The sequence below is a fragment of the Pseudomonas sp. DCB_AW genome, from assembly GCF_026240895.1.
GTDB classification, from domain to species: domain Bacteria; phylum Pseudomonadota; class Gammaproteobacteria; order Pseudomonadales; family Pseudomonadaceae; genus Aquipseudomonas; species Aquipseudomonas kermanshahensis.
On the sequence record NZ_JAPFCE010000003.1, the window covers coordinates 215,694 to 233,193 of the forward strand.

19 protein-coding genes are annotated in these 17,500 nt (G+C 65.2%); 7 read left to right on the top strand and 12 right to left on the bottom strand.

Annotation, left to right across the window (positions count from 1 at the left end; all coding sequences use genetic code 11):
• Positions 1 to 60 precede the first annotated feature (60 nt).
• Both OO306_RS04230 and OO306_RS04235 read right to left on the bottom strand, forming a co-directional pair.
• The gene (locus OO306_RS04230; RefSeq protein WP_265967836.1) at positions 61 to 792 is read right to left on the bottom strand and encodes a helix-turn-helix transcriptional regulator; all 732 of its coding nucleotides are present in this window, start codon (positions 790 to 792) and stop codon (positions 61 to 63) included.
• A gap of 124 nt (positions 793 to 916) precedes the next feature.
• A complete protein-coding gene (locus tag OO306_RS04235) occupies positions 917 to 1,846 on the bottom strand; it encodes a LysR family transcriptional regulator (RefSeq protein WP_265967837.1) in 930 nt (309 codons plus the stop codon).
• Positions 1,847 to 1,941: 95 nt separating this feature from the next.
• Between OO306_RS04235 and OO306_RS04240 the strand changes: the two genes are divergently transcribed.
• Both OO306_RS04240 and OO306_RS04245 read left to right on the top strand, forming a co-directional pair.
• Positions 1,942 to 3,117 (top strand): MFS transporter, encoded by a 1,176-nt coding sequence (locus tag OO306_RS04240; RefSeq protein WP_265967838.1) that lies wholly within the window; start codon positions 1,942 to 1,944, stop codon positions 3,115 to 3,117.
• Positions 3,118 to 3,291: 174 nt separating this feature from the next.
• Positions 3,292 to 3,456, top strand: a complete 165-nt coding sequence (locus tag OO306_RS04245; protein ID WP_265967839.1) for a hypothetical protein — start codon at positions 3,292 to 3,294, stop codon at positions 3,454 to 3,456.
• Positions 3,457 to 3,571: 115 nt separating this feature from the next.
• On the opposite strand, the gene OO306_RS04250 is transcribed toward OO306_RS04245, so the two are convergent.
• The 6 genes from OO306_RS04250 to purU are packed head-to-tail and all read right to left on the bottom strand — an operon-like array spanning position 3,572 to position 10,393.
• Entirely contained in the window at positions 3,572 to 4,174 is a 603-nt protein-coding gene (locus tag OO306_RS04250; protein WP_265967840.1) for a sarcosine oxidase subunit gamma, read from the bottom strand.
• 3 nt (positions 4,175 to 4,177) lie between these two features.
• Positions 4,178 to 7,081, bottom strand: a complete 2,904-nt coding sequence (locus OO306_RS04255; RefSeq protein WP_265967841.1) for a 2Fe-2S iron-sulfur cluster-binding protein — start codon at positions 7,079 to 7,081, stop codon at positions 4,178 to 4,180.
• Positions 7,078 to 7,383: a sarcosine oxidase subunit delta gene (locus tag OO306_RS04260; RefSeq protein WP_265967842.1), complete on the bottom strand. Its 306-nt coding sequence runs from the start codon at positions 7,381 to 7,383 to the stop codon at positions 7,078 to 7,080. The genes OO306_RS04255 and OO306_RS04260 overlap by 4 nt, the downstream gene beginning before the upstream one ends.
• A 12-nt stretch (positions 7,384 to 7,395) precedes the next feature.
• Entirely contained in the window at positions 7,396 to 8,637 is a 1,242-nt protein-coding gene (locus OO306_RS04265) for an FAD-dependent oxidoreductase (protein WP_019099481.1), read from the bottom strand.
• Positions 8,619 to 9,530: a bifunctional methylenetetrahydrofolate dehydrogenase/methenyltetrahydrofolate cyclohydrolase FolD gene (folD, locus tag OO306_RS04270; RefSeq protein WP_265967843.1), complete on the bottom strand. Its 912-nt coding sequence runs from the start codon at positions 9,528 to 9,530 to the stop codon at positions 8,619 to 8,621. Before folD ends, OO306_RS04265 begins: the two co-directional genes overlap by 19 nt.
• Positions 9,527 to 10,393 (bottom strand): formyltetrahydrofolate deformylase, encoded by an 867-nt coding sequence (purU, locus tag OO306_RS04275; RefSeq protein WP_265967844.1) that lies wholly within the window; start codon positions 10,391 to 10,393, stop codon positions 9,527 to 9,529. The genes folD and purU overlap by 4 nt, the downstream gene beginning before the upstream one ends.
• 348 nt (positions 10,394 to 10,741) lie before the next feature.
• Here purU and OO306_RS04280 point away from each other — a divergent pair, with 348 nt between their 5' ends.
• From OO306_RS04280 to OO306_RS04300, 5 genes are all read left to right on the top strand, one after another.
• Positions 10,742 to 11,143 (top strand): hypothetical protein, encoded by a 402-nt coding sequence (locus OO306_RS04280; RefSeq protein ID WP_027596185.1) that lies wholly within the window; start codon positions 10,742 to 10,744, stop codon positions 11,141 to 11,143.
• Positions 11,144 to 11,349: 206 nt separating this feature from the next.
• Entirely contained in the window at positions 11,350 to 11,571 is a 222-nt protein-coding gene (locus OO306_RS04285; protein ID WP_003256222.1) for an MbtH family protein, read from the top strand.
• Positions 11,568 to 12,287, top strand: a complete 720-nt coding sequence (locus OO306_RS04290) for a thioesterase II family protein (protein ID WP_099428917.1) — start codon at positions 11,568 to 11,570, stop codon at positions 12,285 to 12,287. The genes OO306_RS04285 and OO306_RS04290 overlap by 4 nt, the downstream gene beginning before the upstream one ends.
• Positions 12,288 to 12,344: 57 nt before the next feature.
• A complete protein-coding gene (locus tag OO306_RS04295; protein WP_265967845.1) occupies positions 12,345 to 12,896 on the top strand; it encodes a hydrolase in 552 nt (183 codons plus the stop codon).
• A gap of 26 nt (positions 12,897 to 12,922) precedes the next feature.
• Positions 12,923 to 13,975, top strand: coding sequence for a DUF1615 domain-containing protein (locus OO306_RS04300; RefSeq protein ID WP_265967846.1), 1,053 nt, complete (start codon positions 12,923 to 12,925; stop codon positions 13,973 to 13,975).
• A gap of 98 nt (positions 13,976 to 14,073) precedes the next feature.
• Here OO306_RS04300 and OO306_RS04305 read toward each other — a convergent pair whose 3' ends face one another.
• The 4 genes from OO306_RS04305 to OO306_RS04320 are packed head-to-tail and all read right to left on the bottom strand — an operon-like array spanning position 14,074 to position 17,484.
• Positions 14,074 to 14,943: a metal ABC transporter solute-binding protein, Zn/Mn family gene (locus OO306_RS04305; protein WP_027596189.1), complete on the bottom strand. Its 870-nt coding sequence runs from the start codon at positions 14,941 to 14,943 to the stop codon at positions 14,074 to 14,076.
• Complete coding sequence (locus OO306_RS04310; protein WP_027596190.1) at positions 14,940 to 15,839, bottom strand: metal ABC transporter permease; 900 nt, start codon at positions 15,837 to 15,839, stop codon at positions 14,940 to 14,942. Before OO306_RS04310 ends, OO306_RS04305 begins: the two co-directional genes overlap by 4 nt.
• A complete protein-coding gene (locus tag OO306_RS04315) occupies positions 15,836 to 16,585 on the bottom strand; it encodes a metal ABC transporter ATP-binding protein (RefSeq protein WP_027596191.1) in 750 nt (249 codons plus the stop codon). The genes OO306_RS04310 and OO306_RS04315 overlap by 4 nt, the downstream gene beginning before the upstream one ends.
• A complete protein-coding gene (locus OO306_RS04320; RefSeq protein WP_027596192.1) occupies positions 16,582 to 17,484 on the bottom strand; it encodes a metal ABC transporter substrate-binding protein in 903 nt (300 codons plus the stop codon). Before OO306_RS04320 ends, OO306_RS04315 begins: the two co-directional genes overlap by 4 nt.
• Positions 17,485 to 17,500: the final 16 nt, after the last annotated feature.

A 17,500-nucleotide genomic window follows, 5' to 3' on the forward strand; every position in this document is an offset into this window, starting at 1 on the left:
GCCCCGCTGCCGCAAGCGGGACAACCGTGCGCGCAACTGGGACAACCTCAGCCTTGGCGGTCAGTGCGTGGGCGCGGTGCCGGTGCCGAGCACGCTGATTTGCCAGGCGCTGGGGTTGTAGCCAAGGATGCGCTTGAACATCGCGGCGAATGCGCTGGCGCTTTGGTAGCCGTGCTCCAGCGCCACGTTCAGGATTGGCTTGCCATCGGCCAGGCACTGCTGGCTGAGGATCATGCGGGTGCGGGCCCGCCACTCGCCATACGACATCCCCACCTCACGCTGAAACAACCGCGCCAGGGTGCGGGCACTCATGTTCAACTGCGCGCCACACTGCTCCAGCGTCAGGTCCTGGGCCGGGTCTTCGAGAAACCCCTCGCACCAGGCGCGCAGCCGCGCATGCTGCGGTACCGGCACATAGGCGTCGATGCGCTCGGCCGTCTCCAGTTCACGCTGGATCAGTGCCCGAGCGTGCTCGCCCAGCGGCTCGTCGCGTTGCAACATCCGTGACCCCGCCAGGATCAACTCGCGCAGCAGGCCGGAGACCGCGATCACATGGCAGCGAGTCACGTGCGACCCCAGCAGCAAGGTGCGCATCGCCACTTCGCCTTGCATGCGCACTTCGTGGCTCATGCCGGCAGGTATCCACAGCGCCTGCCCGCGCGGTATCACCCAGTTGCCGCCATCGCTGCACACGCGCATCACGCCGTTGGCGGCATACATCAGTTGATCTTCGGCATGGCAGTGGCTGGCAACCACTTCGCCGTGTCGGTAGTCCATTCCCAAAGCTTGCATGCCAATCTCCTCGGGCCGTGTGTGGCGAGCAGGGGTAACGATTGGATCCGATGCTATCGCAAGGCGTTCAGGCGGGGTTGCTAAGTGTTCGCGTGCAACGCAGAAATATGCGCATGAATTGCGCTCAGGGTGTGAATCGTGGCGGTTCGTGGCGGGTTGGCCAGCCCTGGTGATGCTGGACCAGGAAGTCCACGAACACCCGCACCCGTGCCGGCATCGCCGGGCCACCGACGAATACGGCGTGTATCGGCTCGCGGTCGCCGGGGTTGTAGGCTTCCAGCACGGGCACCAGTTGCCCGTTGTTGAGGTCATCGGCCACTGTGAAGGTGCCGATGCGCGCGATGCCGGCCCCCAGCCTGGCGAATTGGGCCAGTGCCTCGCCGCTGCTGCACTCCAGGTTACCGGTGACTTTCAGGGCAAAGGCCTGCCCGTCCCGGCGAAACGGCCAGTCGGCTACAGCGCGGCGGAAGTTGAAGCGCAAACAGTTGTGGCGGGCCAGGTCTTCAGGTTCCACCGGGGTACCGCAGCGTTGCAGGTAGTCGGGCGAGGCGACGATCACTTGACCGGTGTCGCCAATGTAGCGGGCGCTCAGCGAGCTGTCCGGCAGGTGGCCGAAACGCAGCGCCACATCGGCCTGGCCGCCGGCGATGTCGACCACTTCGTCGCTTAAGGTAAGGTCGACCAGCACTTGCGGGTACAAGGCGCTGAACTGCGCCAGCAAAGGCACCACCGTCAGCCGCGCATGGCCCAGTGCGGCACTGACCCGCAGCCGGCCCCGCGGTACACCTTGGTCGGTGATGGCATCCTCGACCTCATCCAGGTCGGCCAGGATGCGCCGTGCGCCGCGCAGGTAGGCGTCGCCCTCTGGAGTCAGCGTGATGGCGCGCGTGGTGCGCAACAGCAGGCGAGTGCCCAGGCGCTGCTCGGTACGGGCGATGATCCGGCTGACAGCCGACGGCGTCAGCCCCAGCGCACGTGCCGCCGCAGACAAGCTGCCTTCTTGCGCCACCTTGGCAAAAATCTCCATCTCTCCAGACCTTCCGGTGAAGTCCATTTGTGCCTCGTGCGCAAAGGTGGTTGGCAAAAATGCAGTCTAGTGTCCGCATGAAACGGATCGTAGCATTTCAGGCACAGATAAGGAGCCGTTTCATGCGCATCAATCCACCCCTCGTCGCACTCGCCATCGGTGCCTTTGGCATCGGCGTCACCGAGTTCGCCCCCATGGGCATGTTGCCCAGTATTGCCACCGACCTTGGCGTGTCGATCCCCGCAGCCGGGCTGCTGGTCAGTGCCTACGCCCTCGGCGTGCTGATCGGTGCCCCGCTGATGACTTTGGCCACCGGCAGGGTGCCACGGCGTTACCTGCTGATCGGGCTGATGGCCATTTTCACCCTGGGTAACCTGATGTCGGCCCTGGCGACTGACTACGCCAGCCTGATGGTTGCCCGCGTGGTGACCTCGCTCAACCATGGCGCGTTCTTTGGCATTGGCTCGATCGTCGCGGCCAGCGTGGTGCCGCCTGAAAAACGGGCAGGGGCCGTGGCGGCCATGTTCATGGGGCTGACGCTGGCGACCATCGGCGGTGTGCCGCTGGCCACCTGGTTTGGCGAATTGCTGGGGTGGCGTACGGCCTTCTGGGGCATTGCGGGCCTGGGGCTGATTGCGATGACGACGCTGTGGTACGCACTGCCTAATGTGCCGCTGCCGAAAAGCGATGGGGTGATGGCCGAGATCCGCGTGCTGGGCCGTGGCCCGGTACTGGCGGCGCTGGCACTGACCGTGGTGGGTTCCAGTGCGATGTTTACCGTCTTTACCTACATTGCGCCAATCCTGCACAGTGAAGCCCAGGCCTCCACACCGTTCATCACCGCCATGCTGGTGTTGTTCGGTATTGGCCTGACGCTGGGCAACGTGTGGGGTGGCAAGGCGGCGGACCGTTCGGTTGACCGCACGCTTATCGTCTCGTTGGCGGTGCTGATTGCCGTGTTGCTGGTGTTCCCGCTGTTGATGCCCTGGGCACTGCCTACCGCACTGGCGGTGCTGGTGTGGGGCGCTGCCAGTTTTGCCCTGGTACCGCCGCTGCAGATGCGCGTGATGGAGGCCGCCAAGGAGGCGCCCAACCTGGCGTCTGCGGTGAATATCGGGGCGTTCAACCTGGGCAATGCGATCGGTGCCGCGCTGGGTGGCGCGGTGATCAATGCAGGGCTGGGCTACCCGGCGATTTCCCTGGCGGGTGCGTTGATGGCGGGGTTGGGCCTGGTGATGGTGTTGCTGTTTGCCTGGCGCTCGCGTGCCGTCCAGTCCTCACCGCTGGCCACGCTGTAAGGGTGTAGGAGCAGCCTTGTGCTGCGAAGAGGCCGGTGGCAACACCGTGAATCTTCGCTGCGGGTACGGGCCTCTTCGCAGCACAAGGCTGCTCCTACCTCAATCGCGCCTGGCTTTGGTATTACGCAAGGTGTGCGGGCAAGGCGTTGCCGCTGGTGTGGGGCGCTGCCAGTGATGGAGGCCGCCAAGGAGGCGCCCAATCTAGGCAATGCGATCGGTGCCGCACTGGGTGGCGCGGCCCTGGCGGGTGCGTTGATGGCGTGGTTGGGCCTGGTGATGGTGTTGCTGTTTGCCTGGCGCTCGCGGGCCGTCCAGGCCTCACCGCTGGCCACGCTTTAAGGGTGTAGGAGCAGCCTTGTGCTGCGAAGAGGCCGGTGGCAACACCGTGGATCTTCGCTGCGGGTACGGGCCTCTTCGCAGCACAAGGCTGCTCCTACCTCAATCGCGCCTGCCGCTAGTACGCAGCGTCCAGTGCAATCTCCACCCCTTCAAATTCCGCCATCGCATCCCGCATCGCTTCGCAAAAATACGCCCACGAAGCCCGGTCAAACAGCAGCTGCAAGGCCGGCACCGCTTCACGCCCGACATTCACCACGATCACATTGATCCGCGCCGCCGATGTCTGCGCCACGGCCCCGACCGGGAACGCCTGGGCACGCAGGTCAACCCCGCATAGCTTGGCCATCACCGCGCTGCAATGCTGCCCCGACAGCTGCAGCCAGGCGTGGCTGTCCTGGCGCGGCAGCAGGTAGTTGCGCTGGGCGTCCTGCACCCAGTCGGCCTCTTCGGCGGCAATCCGCGCCCCTTGGTCGGCGAAACTGCCCAGCAGCAGGTATTCGGTGGCCGACAGCCGCGCCACCCAGCTACCGTCGTCCTGGCGCAGCGCCTGGTTGGGCTGTGGCGGCAAACGATAGCCGCGTGCTTGCAGGTAGGGCGCGCTGTCGGCGCCACGAAAACCCACCCGCGCCAGGTCGGTCAGGTCGGTCAGCGCGCAGGTCAGCAGTTGCTCGGCCTGTGGCTGGGGAGAGAAGTACTGTTCTGTCTTCAGGCTAGTCATGGCTCACAGCTCCTGGCGCAGGTTGTCGGGATCATGGAAGGGCAGTTGCACCACCTTGGCATTGACCATCACACCGCCCTCCACGCGGATTGGGATGTGCATGCCGGGGGTGGCCTGGTGGGCGCCGGCGTAAGCCAGGCCGATGATCTGCCCCAGGGTTTGCGAGTACTCGCACGAGGTGACGTTGCCGCTGATGTCCGGGCCGTCCAGCACCAGGTGGCCTTCCAGTGGCTGCGGGCTACCCTTGGGCAGCGTGAACCCGACCAGCTTGCGCTTGAGCGGCTGCGCTTCGAGGATCTCGATCGAGCGCTTGCCGACGAAGAACGGTTTCTTGCGGCCGATCGCCCACTGCATGTCGATTTCAGCGGGGTGGGTCATGCCATCGGTGTCCTGGCTGATGATCACATGGCCTTTTTCCAGCCGCAGCAGGCGCTGGGTCTCGACACCGAACGGGCGAATGCCCAGCCCGGCGCCTGCTTGCATCAAGGCGTCCCACAGGCGTTCGGCATGGCGTGCCGGCACATGGATTTCATAGCCCAGCTCGCCGACGAAACCGACCCGCAGGATGCGCGCCGAAATGCCCGCCACCTTGCCCAGGCGTACGCCCAGGTAAGGGAAGGCCGCGGCCGACAGTTCCACGCCTTCGCACACCTTGGCCAGCACCTGGCGCGACAAGGGGCCGGCCAGGTTGACGGCGGCCAGGGCGGCGGTGACGTTGGTGATGTCGACGTCCAGGCGCCACTGCGCGTTCCACTTGAGCATCTGCTGGTAAATGCGGTCGACGCCACTGGTGGTGGCGCTGACATAGAAGTGCTGCTCGGCCAGGCGTGCGCAGACGCCGTCATCAATCACCACGCCGTGCTCGTTGGTCATCAGTGCATAGCGGGTGCGGCCGATCGCCAGTTTGGCGAAGCCGAAGGTGTACAGGCGCTCGAGCAGCTCGGCCGCGTCCGGGCCGCGCACGTCGAGGCCGCCGAGGGTGGAGACGTCGATCAGCCCGACCTTCTCGCGCACATGCCGCGCTTCTTCTTGCATGCAGCGTTCGCGGTCCTCGGGCTTGCCGTAGTAGGCCGGGCGCTGCCAGATACCGGCAGGCATCATTTTCGCGCCTGCTTGCAGGTGACGGCGGTGCATCGGTGTCTGCCGGTACGGGTCGAAAGCGCGGCCCGCCACGTGGGCCAGTTTCTCGGCCTGGAACGGTGGCCGTGCTGTGGTCACGCCGGTTTCGCTGATGCTGCGGCCGGTCGCCAGCGCTACGAGCCGAGCCGTCGGCAAGGCCGAGTGACGCCCCTGCGATGGGCCCATGCCGACCGTGGAAAAGCGCTTGACCAGTTGCACGTCGCGATAGCCGCTGCGGGTAGCGTTGACGATATCGCGCACCTGCAAGTCTTCGTCGAAGTCGACGAAGTCCTTGCCCTTGGGGTGCGGGAAGATCGGCCACGGATGATTGACCTTGGCCTCTGCGACGAAGCTTGCCTGCGCAGGGGCCTCCAGGCCAAGCGCCGCCAGGGCCTCGCTAGCTGCGCGGGTGGCGTCCGTGAGCACATTGCTTAGCACATGCCGGCCGTTCACCGAGCCTGCGATATCCAGCCCCGCCGGTAGGTTGCTGATGGCGAACTCGTCGCGGTTGACGTCATAGGCCAGCTTGCCGCCAGCCTGGCACAGCAGTTGGTACACCGGCATGTAGCCGGCCGACATGCACAGCAGGTCGCAAGCCAGGCACAGGCCATGGTCGCCGACCTTGCCCTGGCCGGTGATCGGGCGGATATCGACGCCAGTCAAATGGCGCATGCCCTTGTCGTGCAGGGCTTCATAGACGGTGCTGCCCAGATGAATGGGGATATCACGCCGTTTCAATTCTGCAGCCAGCGCGGCATCGGCGGGCGCGGCGCGCATGTCCACCAGGGCGGCAATGGCCACACCTTGCTCCTGCAGGTCGAGCGCGGCCAGGTAGCCGTCGTCGTGGCCCGTGAGGATCACCGCCCGTTGCCCCGGCTTGACCGCGTACAGCTTCATCAGCCGTTGCGCGGCGCTGGTCAGCATCACCCCGGGCAAGTCGTTGTTGCGAAACACCACCGGCTGGTCGAATGAGCCCGCCGCCACCAGGCAGCGCGTGGCGCGTACCTTATACAGGCGCTTGTGCTGAATCACCGGCAGGTAGTTGTCGGTGAACCAGCCGTTGCAGGTGGCCTCGAGCAGCACGTGGATATTCGGGTGGCCCTCGACAGCCGCCAGCAGCTCCTGGCGCAGGCTGGCCGCGCGGGTGCCGGCGATGTCGAAGCGGGCGTAGGTCAGCGAGCCTCCCAGCACCGGTTGCTGCTCGATCAGCAGCACCTTGGCCCCGGCGTTGGCCGCGTCCAGCGCCGCGCGCAAGCCGGCAGGGCCACCGCCGATCACCGCCACATCGACGAACAGATAGGCCTTGTCGTAGTACTGCGGCTTGAAGCCGAGGTCCAGCACGCCGAGGCCGGCCTTCTTGCGAATCAGCGGCTCCCAGACCTTCCACATGCCCTTGGGCTTGTAGAACGAGCGGTAATAGAAGCCTACCGGCATGAACCGCGAAAACGTGCCCAGGTAGGCGTCACGGTCGTGTTCCAGGCTGCCGTTGAAGTTCTGCCCCTCGACCACCTGCCCATCACGCGCCGCCTCCATGTCGGCCAGCACGTTGGGTTCGTCGGGCAGTTGCACCAAGGTGTTGGCATCCTGCCCGGCCAGGCTCAGCGGGCCTCGCGGGCGGTGGTACTTGAACGAACGCGACAGCAACCAGCGGCCGTTGCCGAGCAGGGCACTGGCGATGCTGTCGCCGGCAAAGCCCTGGCAGGCCTGGCCATCGAAGTTGAAACGCAGGGGCCGCTCGCGGTCGATCAGCAGGCCCATGGGCGCGGGGAGGCGAGTGTGGCTGTTCATCCGGCGATCTCCGGGGTGGCGGCGGGGGTGAAGTCGACGCGGCGGTCGAACAGTTCTTTTGGATCGAAGGTGCGCAGCACCTGGTCGCTGACGGTGTGGCGCTCGGCCAGGAACCAGTAGCTGGAGGCGTTGTGCAGCCACCACTCGATGACTACACCGGCGTGGTTGTCGCTGTTGAATACGTAGTCGGCCCATTCGGCATCGCTGCAGGCGGCCGGGTCGGGCATGTGCTTGAACTCGCCGCCGTAGGTGAATTCGCTGATGTTGCGCGGGCCGTTCAAGGGGCAGGTCAGGATCTTCATCGTGCGTTCCTTTTAGTGGCTGGCGGCGGTCGCGCCCATTTCGTTGACTTGCTGGAAGCGGCTGAAGCGCTCCAGGGCGAAGGGCGCGATCATCTCTGGCACCTTGCCGCCACTGGCGACCAGCTCGGCCATGGTCTTGCCGCAAATCGGCGTGGCCTTGAAACCCCAGGTACCCCAGCCGGCGTCCAGGTAGTAGTTGTCGACCGGCGACAGGCCCATGATCGGGCTGTAGTCCGGCGTCATGTCGGTCATCCCGGCCCATTGGCGCATCAGCTTGGCGTTGGCCATGAACGGGAACATCTCGATGGCGTGGGCCAGCAGGCTTTCCTTCAAATCGAGGGTGGAGCGGGTGTTGTACAGCGGGTAGGGGTCGGAGCCGCCGCCGAAGACGATCTCGCCACGGCTGGTCTGCTGCACGTAGCAGTGCAGCGCCGACGAGCTGACCAGCGGATCGAGAAATGGCTTGAACGGCTGGGTGACCATGGCCTGCAGCGGGTAGGTATGGATCGGCGCACGGATGCCGGCCTTGGCCATCAACAGCGAACTGGCCCCGGCCACGGCCTGCACCACGCAGCCGCACTGCACCGTGCCACGGTTGGTCTTCACCGCTTCGATGCGGCCATTGCGGATCAGCAGGTCCTGCACCTCGGTCAGTTGATGAATCTCGACCCCGCGCTTGGCGGCCTGCTTGGCGTAGCCCCAGGCCACCGCGTCGTGGCGTGCGGTGGCGCCGTCGATGTGCCACAGCCCGGCCAGCACCGGCAGGTGGCCGGGGTCGAGGTTCAGGCTCGGCACCAGTTCGCGGATCTGCTGGCGGTCGATCATCTCGGTGCGCCCGCCAAAGTGCTTGTTGACCTCGGCACGCTGGCGGAAGGCGCGCACGGTGGCGTCGGTGTGCGCCAGGGTCAGCTGGCCGCGCTCGGAGTACATGATGTTGAAGTCGAACTCGTTGGACAGGTTCTGGAACATCCGCACCGATTCTGCGTAAAAGCGCACGCCTTCACTGGTGAGGTAGTTGGAGCGAATCACCGCCGTGTTGCGTGCGGTATTACCGCCACCCAGGTAGGCCTTTTCCAGCACAGCGACGTTGGTGATGCCGTGGTACTTGGCCAGGTAGTAGGCGATGGCCAGGCCGTGGCCGCCGCCGCCGATGATCACTACGTCGTAGCGCGGTTTGAGTTCGCAGGGTGGCGGCAGGTCGACCTCCACCGGGTAGTCGGCGCTCAGGCCGTATTTCAGCAGGGCGAAAGGCATGCGGTGCGCTCCTGGTGGGCGGCCTGTTGTTGCAGGTCGAGGGCGAGCAGGGTGTTTTTCATCAGGTAGGCGATGGTCATTGGGCCGACGCCACCGGGCACTGGGGTGATGCCGGCGACCTGGGGCAGGGCGGCGGCAAAATCGACGTCGCCGACCAGGCGGCTGCGGCCGTCTTCATCGATGCGATTGATGCCGACGTCGATCACCACTGCGCCGGGCTTGAGCCAGTCGGCGCCGATCAGGCGCGGCTTGCCCACCGCAGCAACGAGGATGTCGGCTTGGCGGCACAACGCCGGCAGGTCGTGGCTGCGCGAGTGCACCACGGTCACCGTGCAGTCGGCTTGCAGCAGCAGGGCGGCCATGGGTTTGCCGACAATGTTCGAACGCCCCACCACCACCGCATGCTTGCCGCGCAACTCACCGCAAGCATCGCGCAACAGGCGCATGCAGCCACTGGGGGTGCAGGGGGTGAGCACGTCGCGGCCCTGGGCCAGGCCGCCGACGTTCTCGCTGTGGAAGCCGTCCACGTCCTTGAGCGGGCTGATGGCTTGCAGCACGCGGTGCGCGTCGATGTGTGCCGGCAAGGGCAGTTGCACGAGGATGCCGTTGACCGCGTTGTCACGGTTGAGCCGGTCGATCAGGGTGAGCAGGTGGGCTTGAGACGTGTCTACCGGCAGGCGATGCTCCAGGGAGCGGATGCCCACTTCCTCGGCACGCAGCACCTTGTTGCGCACATACACCTGGCTGGCGGCGTCGGCGCCTACCAGCACCACGGCCAGGCCTGGTTGCACACCGCCCTGGCGCAGAGTGTGCACCTGCTCACGGACCTCGGTCAGCACCCGCGCCGCCGTGGCCTTACCGTCGATCAGCTTGACGCTGGGGAGGGCGTTCATTTGAAGATCACCGTGCGGTCGTGGTTGAGGAACACCCGGTGTTCCAGGTGGTACTTCACCGCACGCGACAGGGCGATGGTCTCGGTGTCACGGCCGATGGCTACCAGGTTGTCAGGGGCGTAGGCGTGGTCCACGCGCTGCACTTCCTGCTCGATGATCGGCCCTTCGTCGAGGTCGCTGGTGACGTAGTGCGCAGTGGCGCCGATCAGCTTGACCCCGCGTTGGTAAGCCTGGTGGTAAGGCTTGGCGCCTTTGAAACCGGGCAGGAACGAATGGTGAATATTGATCGCCCGGCCCGACAGTTGCCGGCACAGGTCGTCGGAGAGGATTTGCATGTAGCGCGCCAGCACCACCAGCTCGGTGCCGGTGTCCTCGACAATGCGCATCAGCGCGGCCTCCTGCTCGGCCTTGGTTTCTTTGGTTACCGGCAGGTAGACGAAACGGATGCCCTGGCGTTCGGCCATGGGGCGCAGGTCCAGGTGGTTGGAAACCACGGCAGTGATGTGCATGTCCAGCTCGCCCTTGGCGTGGCGGTAGAGCAGGTCGGACAGGCAGTGGTCGAACTTGCTGACCATCAGCAACACACGCATCGGCCGGGCGCTGCTGTGCAGGCTCCATTGCATGTCGAAGCGCTGGGCGACGTCGGCAAAGCCCGCTTCCAGTTGCGGCGTGTCACCGCTGACACCGGTGTTGTAGCGGAACACGGCGCGCATGAAGAAGCGGCCATTGTCCTCGTCGTCGAACTGCGCCATCTCGCTGATGTAGCAACCGTGCTCGGCCAGGTAGGTGGTCACCGCGGCGACGATGCCGGACACGGCCGGGCAACTGACGCGCAGGATGAAATGATCGGGAGCGGGATGCATGTCGGGGCCTCGTGGTGGAGTGGGGCAGGTCGGGCACAAGGGCAAAGGGGTTCGCGGGATGGCGAAGAGTGTTTCTTCGTAGGAATATAAATTTCCTTTGGGCGATTTATAGGCGAAGTGATGGGTTCAGGTCTAGCGCTTTGTGAAATTTTTTTGCCTGGCAGGAAATAAATTGGATTTTGAGGCACTGGGGCTGCTGTGCAGCCCATCGCCGGCAAGCCGGCTCCCACAAGAACCGCGCATTCTCGTGGGAGCAACTGTCTTGCCGGCGATGGGGCGCGCAGCGGCCCTTTTGGCCCTAACAGGTTCGAATTGGGGCTTGATGGCGAAGAAGGCTATGCTTGCCCCATGAGCACACCACCCAACCTTCGCCAACCGTGCCCCCCTGGCGCCTGTAACTGCGGCCGCGAGCACCTGGCCGAGCAGCCGTCAGCGGCGCAGCGCATCCTCCTGCTCACGCGGCAGGAGGAGAAGCGCCTGCTCGAGCGGTTGGAGAACCTCAAGGACCTGGAAGACCTGCAGCGCCTGCAACAGCGGATGTATGAAAACCTTGGCATCCGTGTGCACATTGCCCCGGGGTTCAATGAGGTGCGGACCATGCGCGGGATCGTCATCGAGCTGGATGAACAACCGGGGCTTTGCCGCAAGACCCGGCAGTTGATACCGGCGGCGATTCGGCGGGGGTTGGAGCGTAATCCGCAGGTGGCTTATCGGTTGCTGGATGACCATGACTTGCTGCGGGGGGCGTGAGGGGATGGGTTACAGGGCATGTCTTTATTGCTTTGGCGCCTGGGAGATCGAGCGCCGCCCGCGCGGCGCTCGATCTCCCAGGCGCTGCAAAAACAACGCCATGCCCCTTTCAATCACCCCCTAATTTTCCCGCACCGCCTTACGTCTACTTGAGAACCGTCCTACGCCAAGCGCGTACCGGCACCTATCACTCAAGGAGACAGGCAATGACTTCCGTATTCGACCGCGACGATATCCAGTTCCAGGTAGTGGTCAACCACGAAGAGCAGTACTCGATCTGGCCCGACTACAAGGCAATCCCCAATGGCTGGCGAGCAGTAGGCAAGAGTGGCCTGAAAAAAGACTGCCTGGCCTACATCGACGAGGTCTGGACCGACATGCGCCCGCTGAGCCTGCGCCAGAAGATGGCCGAAGCCGCAGCGCAGTGACCTCACTGAACCTGCTGTGCCTGCCGTACTCCGGGGCCAGCGCCATGGTTTACAGCCGCTGGCGGCGTAAGCTGCCGGCCTGGCTGCAGGTGCGGCCGGTGGAACTGCCTGGGCGCGGTGCGCGCATGGGCGAACCGCTGCAGACCGACATGCAGGCGCTCGCCCGGCAATTGGCGGCCGAGCAACGCCTGGCCGCCAGCGCGCCGTATGCCTTGCTCGGTCATAGCCTGGGCGCGCTGCTGGCCTTCGAGCTGGCCCATGAGCTACAGGCGCTGGGGTGTGCGCCGCCGTTAGCGTTGTTCGCCTGCGGCACCGCCGCCCCCACCCGGCGCGAAGACTACGATGGTAAGAATTGGCGCGACCCAAAGCGCGACGATGAGCTGATCAGCGAATTGCGCGAACTCAACGGTACGCCAGAGGAAGTGCTGGGCAATGCCGAGTTGATGAGCCTGACCTTGCCGATCCTGCGCGCCGACTTTTTGCTGTGCGGCCGCTATGCCTATCGTCAGCGGCCAGCGTTGCAATGCCCGCTGCACGTGCTGGGCGGCGAAGACGACCGGGCCAGCGAGGAGCAACTGCTGGCCTGGCGCAAGGAAACCCTGGGCGACTTTTCGTTGGAAATATTCCCCGGCAGCCACTTCTTCATCCACGAACACGAAGACCGTGTGCTCGGCGTGCTGGCCGCGTCGCTTGAGCCACATCGGCTTTCGGCCTGATTGACGTCACCGCTTGCCTGGGGGAGGCTAGGCCTTTTCCCAGGCAAGGGGCAGACAATGCTGATCGATCCACACAAGGCCACGCTGCTGGTCGTCGACATCCAGGAAAAACTCATCGGCGCCATGAGCGACCCCGAAGGCACTCGGGCGCGAGCGCGCTGGTTGCTGGCGGCGACTGCGGAGCTGGAACTGCCGACGGTCATTTCCGAACAGTACCCCAAAGGGCTTGGCCCTACCGTGGCGGAACTGACCGCTGCAGCGCCTGCTGCCCAGGTAGTGGAAAAAAGCCATTTCTCCTGTGTGGCCGCCGAGTGCTTGCCGGCCAGTTTGATGGCACGTGAGCAGGTGATCGTCTGCGGCATGGAAACCCACGTCTGTGTGCTGCAAACCGTGCTCGGCCTGCTGGCGTTGGGCAAGCAGGTGTTCGTGGTCGAGGATGCCTGTGACAGCCGCACCGCAGCCAGCAAGGCAGCGGGCCTGGCGCGCATGCGCGCAGCCGGGGCGCACATCGTCACCCGTGAGATGGTGCTGTTCGAACTGATGGGCAGTGCCAGCCACCCGCAGTTCCGCCATATCAGCAAGACCTACCTGGTCGGTGAGCAGCCCTGAACGCGCGGTTACTGGCGACGGCCCTGATGGCCCTGGCGCTGCTGCAAGGCTGCGCGGGGCGTCGTGAAGAAGAGCCTGAAGCGGACCCTGCCAAGGTGCGCGCCCAACTGATGCGCTTATTACCCGCGCAAGCCAAAGACCGTGCAGGCTGGGCCAAGGACATTCAACAGGCCTTCGAAGCCCAGCGCATTGCGCCTAGCAAAAGCAACCTGTGCGCTGTACTGGCGGTGACCGAGCAGGAGTCGACCTTCAACGCCGACCCACAGGTGCCCAACCTCGGGCGCATCGCCCGCGACGAAATCGACCGCCGCGCCGCGCGCCTGCACATTCCCCGCCTGCTGGTGGATGGCGCGCTAACGACGCCTTCCGGTAACGGCCAGAGCTACCAGCAGCGGCTGCTGGCCGTGCGCAGCGAGAAGCAACTGAGTGCGCTGTACGACGAAGTCATCGCCCGCCTGCCACTGGGTAAGACCTTGCTGGGCGGGCTCAACCCGGTGCACACCGGCGGGCCGATGCAGGTCAGCATCGACTTCGCCGAAAAGCACGCCAAGGACTACCCCTACAGCTATGACGGCACGATCCGCCAGGAAGTGTTCAGCCGCCGTGGCGGCCTGTATTTCGGCATTGCCCACCTGCTGGGCTACCCGGCGCATTACGATCGCCAGCTGTACCGCTTCGCTGATTTCAATGCAGGCTGGTACGCCAGCCGCAATGCGGCGTTCCAGGCGGTGCTGAGCAAGGTGACGGGCACCAGCCTGGCGCTGGATGGCGACCTGATTGCCCCCGGCGCGATCATGCCCGGTACCACCGAGCTGGCGGCGCGCAAATTGGGGGTGAAGCTCGGTTTGCGCAACCCACAGATTCGCAGCCAGCTGGAGTCGGGTGACAGCCTGGCCTTTGAAGACAGCAAGCTGTACAGCGGTGTGTTCGAGCTGGCGGATGCGGCGGCAGGCAAACCGGTGGCGCGTGCGGTCTTGCCGGGGATCGAGCTGAAGAGCCCGAAGATTACCCGCAAGCTCACCACCGCGTGGTTTGCGGGCAGGGTGGATGAGCGATATCAGCGGTGCATGAAGCGCTGAATGTCGATGGCCTGTACAGGCCTCTTCCCGGCCAGGCCCCTCACCGACAGAGACCTGTGGGAGCGGGTTTACCCGCGAAGAGGCCAGTACAGGCGGCATCAGCTTTCGCTCAAGGCGCCAACCACTTGGTCAACACTGGCCTTCAACCCGGCCACCGCATCATCGGCATCACTGTTCACCACCACCAACCGAGCCCCTGCAGCCTTGATCACCTCAGCCACCGCTGGCTCCGGCTGGCGATGGTCCAGCACCAATGCCACGTCCTGACTTTTCAGGTTTTCCCCCAGCGCCTTGAGCGCCGCCGCATCCCACTTGCCCTCGGCCGGCAGCGCCTGCTCCACCACATCCAGGTTCAACCCGCTGGCCAGGTAGCCCAAGCGCTCGGACAGGCTGACCACGGTCAAGTTGTCTACCTCGGCCAGCTGGGTCTGGCTGCTGGCCGTCAGCTCCAGCAGCTGGCGCTTGAGGCCGGCCAGGTTGCCCTGGATCTTCGCCTTGTCGGCCGGCGACAACCGTTCCAGGTCATTGGCCACCACATCGGCCATGCGCCCAAGGTTGGTCGGGTTCAGCCACGGGTAGGCGCCGTAGGCGTCGTCGCCGGTCACCGCAATCCCTGGCAAGGCGCCGTCCACCGGGCGCGCTGCATCAATTTCGACGATGCGGATATTGCTGCGCCGGGCCATCGGGTAGAGCGGGTCGTCACGCCATATCGAGCGCACCCCGATGACTGCGTCGGCCTGTTGCGCGGCGTTTGCCAGGCTTTCGCCGCCGCGGCTGCTGAAGTACGAAGGCTGGCGGCTGGCCGGCAGGTTGGCAGGCGCTGCGCGCTTGAGCTGCACCGAAGTGCCGTCGAGCAGGGCCGTGGCCAGGCTGTGGGTCACCGGCAAGGTGGTGAGCACTTGCGTGGCAAAAGAGAGCGAAGGCAGGCCCGCCAGGGTCAGTGCCAAGGTCAGCTGTTTCAGGTTCATGCCGGGTTTCCTTGCAGGCGTGGAACAAGCGCGCGGGCCAGTGCGGCCAAGGCGAAGCAAATGCCGGCGACCAGAATGATCGCAGCGCCGGAAGGTACCGGCAGGTCGCAAACGATCGGCAACAAGATGCCGAGCAGGGTGCTCAGCGTGGCGATCAGCACCGAAATGAAGAAAAAGCCCTTGAGCGACTGGCTGACCAGGCGTGCCGCAGCCGCCGGAATCACCAGCAGCGCACCGACCAGAATCGCCCCGATCACCTTCACCGACGCCACCGTGACCAGGGTCACCAGCACCACGAACAGGTAGTCCAGGGTCTTCACCGCCACCCCGCGTACCGCCGCCAGTTGCGGGTTGAAACTGGCCAGCATGATGCGGTTGTACAGCGGCAAGGCCAGCGCCAGCACCAGCACCGCGACGATACCCAACACCACCAGGTCCTGGGCGCTGACCGTCAGTACCGAGCCGAACAGCACGTTTTCGAGGATGTGCACGTTGATCTTGCCCGCCAGCATCAGCAGCAGGCTCGCACCCAGGGCCAGGGACACCGACAGGAACACGCCGATCAGCGTATCCGGCGACAACCCGGTGCGGTTACGCAGGAAGTTGAGCAAGATGCCGAACAGCAGGCAGTAACCGAACAGGCTGCCGTAAGGGCCGGTATACGGCTCGCCCAGCAGGATGCCAATGGCAACCCCCGTAAGCGCGGCATGGCCGACCGCCTCGGAGAAGAAGGCAAAGCGCTTGACCACCACCAGGGTGCCCAAGCCGCCCAGCACCGGGCCGATCATCAGGCCGGCCAACAGGGCATTGACCACAAACCCGTAGGCCAGCGCCTCGGGCAGGTAGCCGGTGTTGGCCCATTCCTGGACCAGTTGGCGAAATGCTTCAAAACTCATGAGGCAAGGCTCTCGCTGCGCGGGTGAACGGAGAACAGGCCAAGCAGGCGCTCTGGGGTCAGGGCCTGTGCGGGTGGGGCGTCGAACAGCACCTGGCGGCTCAGGCCAGTGACCCGGTCGGCCAGGCGCAGCACGGCCTCCAGGTCGTGCTCGATCCACAACACGGTGGTGCCAGCCTGGCGCCAGCCGTGCAGCAGCTGCTCGAACACCTGAATGCCCGCTTCGTCGAGGGCCGACATGGGTTCATCCAGCACCAGCAGTTGCGGCTCGGGAATCAACCCCTGTGCCAGCAGCACGCGCTGGCGTTCACCGCCGGACAGCGCGCCCATGCGCCGCTTGCGCTTGTCGAGCATGCCGACCCGGGCCAACGCGGCATCGATGGCCGGTTGCACGCGGCGTGACAGGCCGAGGAAGGCGGGCCGGCGCTGGCACATGGCGGCCATGAAGTCGTCCACGGTCATCGGCAGGCCACGGTCGAACTCTAGCGCCTGGGGCACGTAGCCGATCACTTCGTGGGGGCTCGGCCAGTGCAGGGTCAGTTGGCCCTGGTGCGGCATCTGCCCGAGTAGGGTCTTGATCAGCGAGCTTTTGCCGCCGCCGTTGGGGCCGACGATCGCATGCACGCTGCCGGCCGCCACGCTGAAGCTGACCTGTTCGAGAATGCGGGTGCGGCCCAAGGTCAGGTCGATGCCGGCAAACTCGATGCGCGGCCCATTGGCCGCGGCGAGGTGGGCGGCGGCGGTCATGCGCGGTTCTCCTGGATGGCGCGGACCACGGTATCGAGGTTGCGCTTCATCTCCACTTCGTACTTTTCCTTGGTGTAGTCACCGTAGGAAATATGCGTCAGCGGGTACAGGCGCACGCCCGATTCGCGCTGAATGGTCTCGACGTAGGCGGACGGGAAGTCCATCTCCGAGAAGATCACTTTCACGTCCAGCGCCTTGAGCTGGTCGATGGTCTTTTTCAGCTGGGCCGGGCTTGGCTCGATGCCGTGCGCCGGTTCGACCACTGCAGTGACCTCCAGGCCAAAGTCACGCACCAGGTAGTCGTAGGCCGCATGGATGGTCGCCACGCGGAAGGTCGCGCTGGGCGCTTCGGTGACCTTGGCCAGGGCCTCGGCGCGCAGGGCGCGCAGGCGTTTAGCATAGGCGCGGGCATTTTGCGTGTAGAACTTGGCGTTGTCCGGGTCGAGCTTGCCCAGTTCGCGGGCAATGTTGTTGACCTGGGCGATGGTGGTGCTGATCGACAGGAAAGTGTGCGGGTTGACCACCTTGCCGGCGCCACGCGCGGCGATGCCGGTGGCGGCTAGCAACGGCACATTCTGGTTGGCCTCGATGGTGGCGATGCCGGGTTTTTCGCTGGCCGCGATCATGCGGTCGGCGAAGTCGTCATGGCCCACACCGTTGAGCACCACCACGTCCAGCGTGCCGATGCGTTTGATGTCCTCCGCGCGCGGCTCGTAGGCATGCGGGTTGAAGCCCGCCGGGATCAGCGGCACCACTTCGGCCTTGTCACCGACAATGTTGCTGACGTAGCTGTAGTACGGGTGCAGGGTAATGCCGATGCGCAGTGGCTTGCCGTTATCGGCCAGGGCCAGTGCCGGCAGGGCAAGGGCCAGGAGCAGGGCGAGGGCGGAGCGGAACATGGGGGAGTCCTTGGGT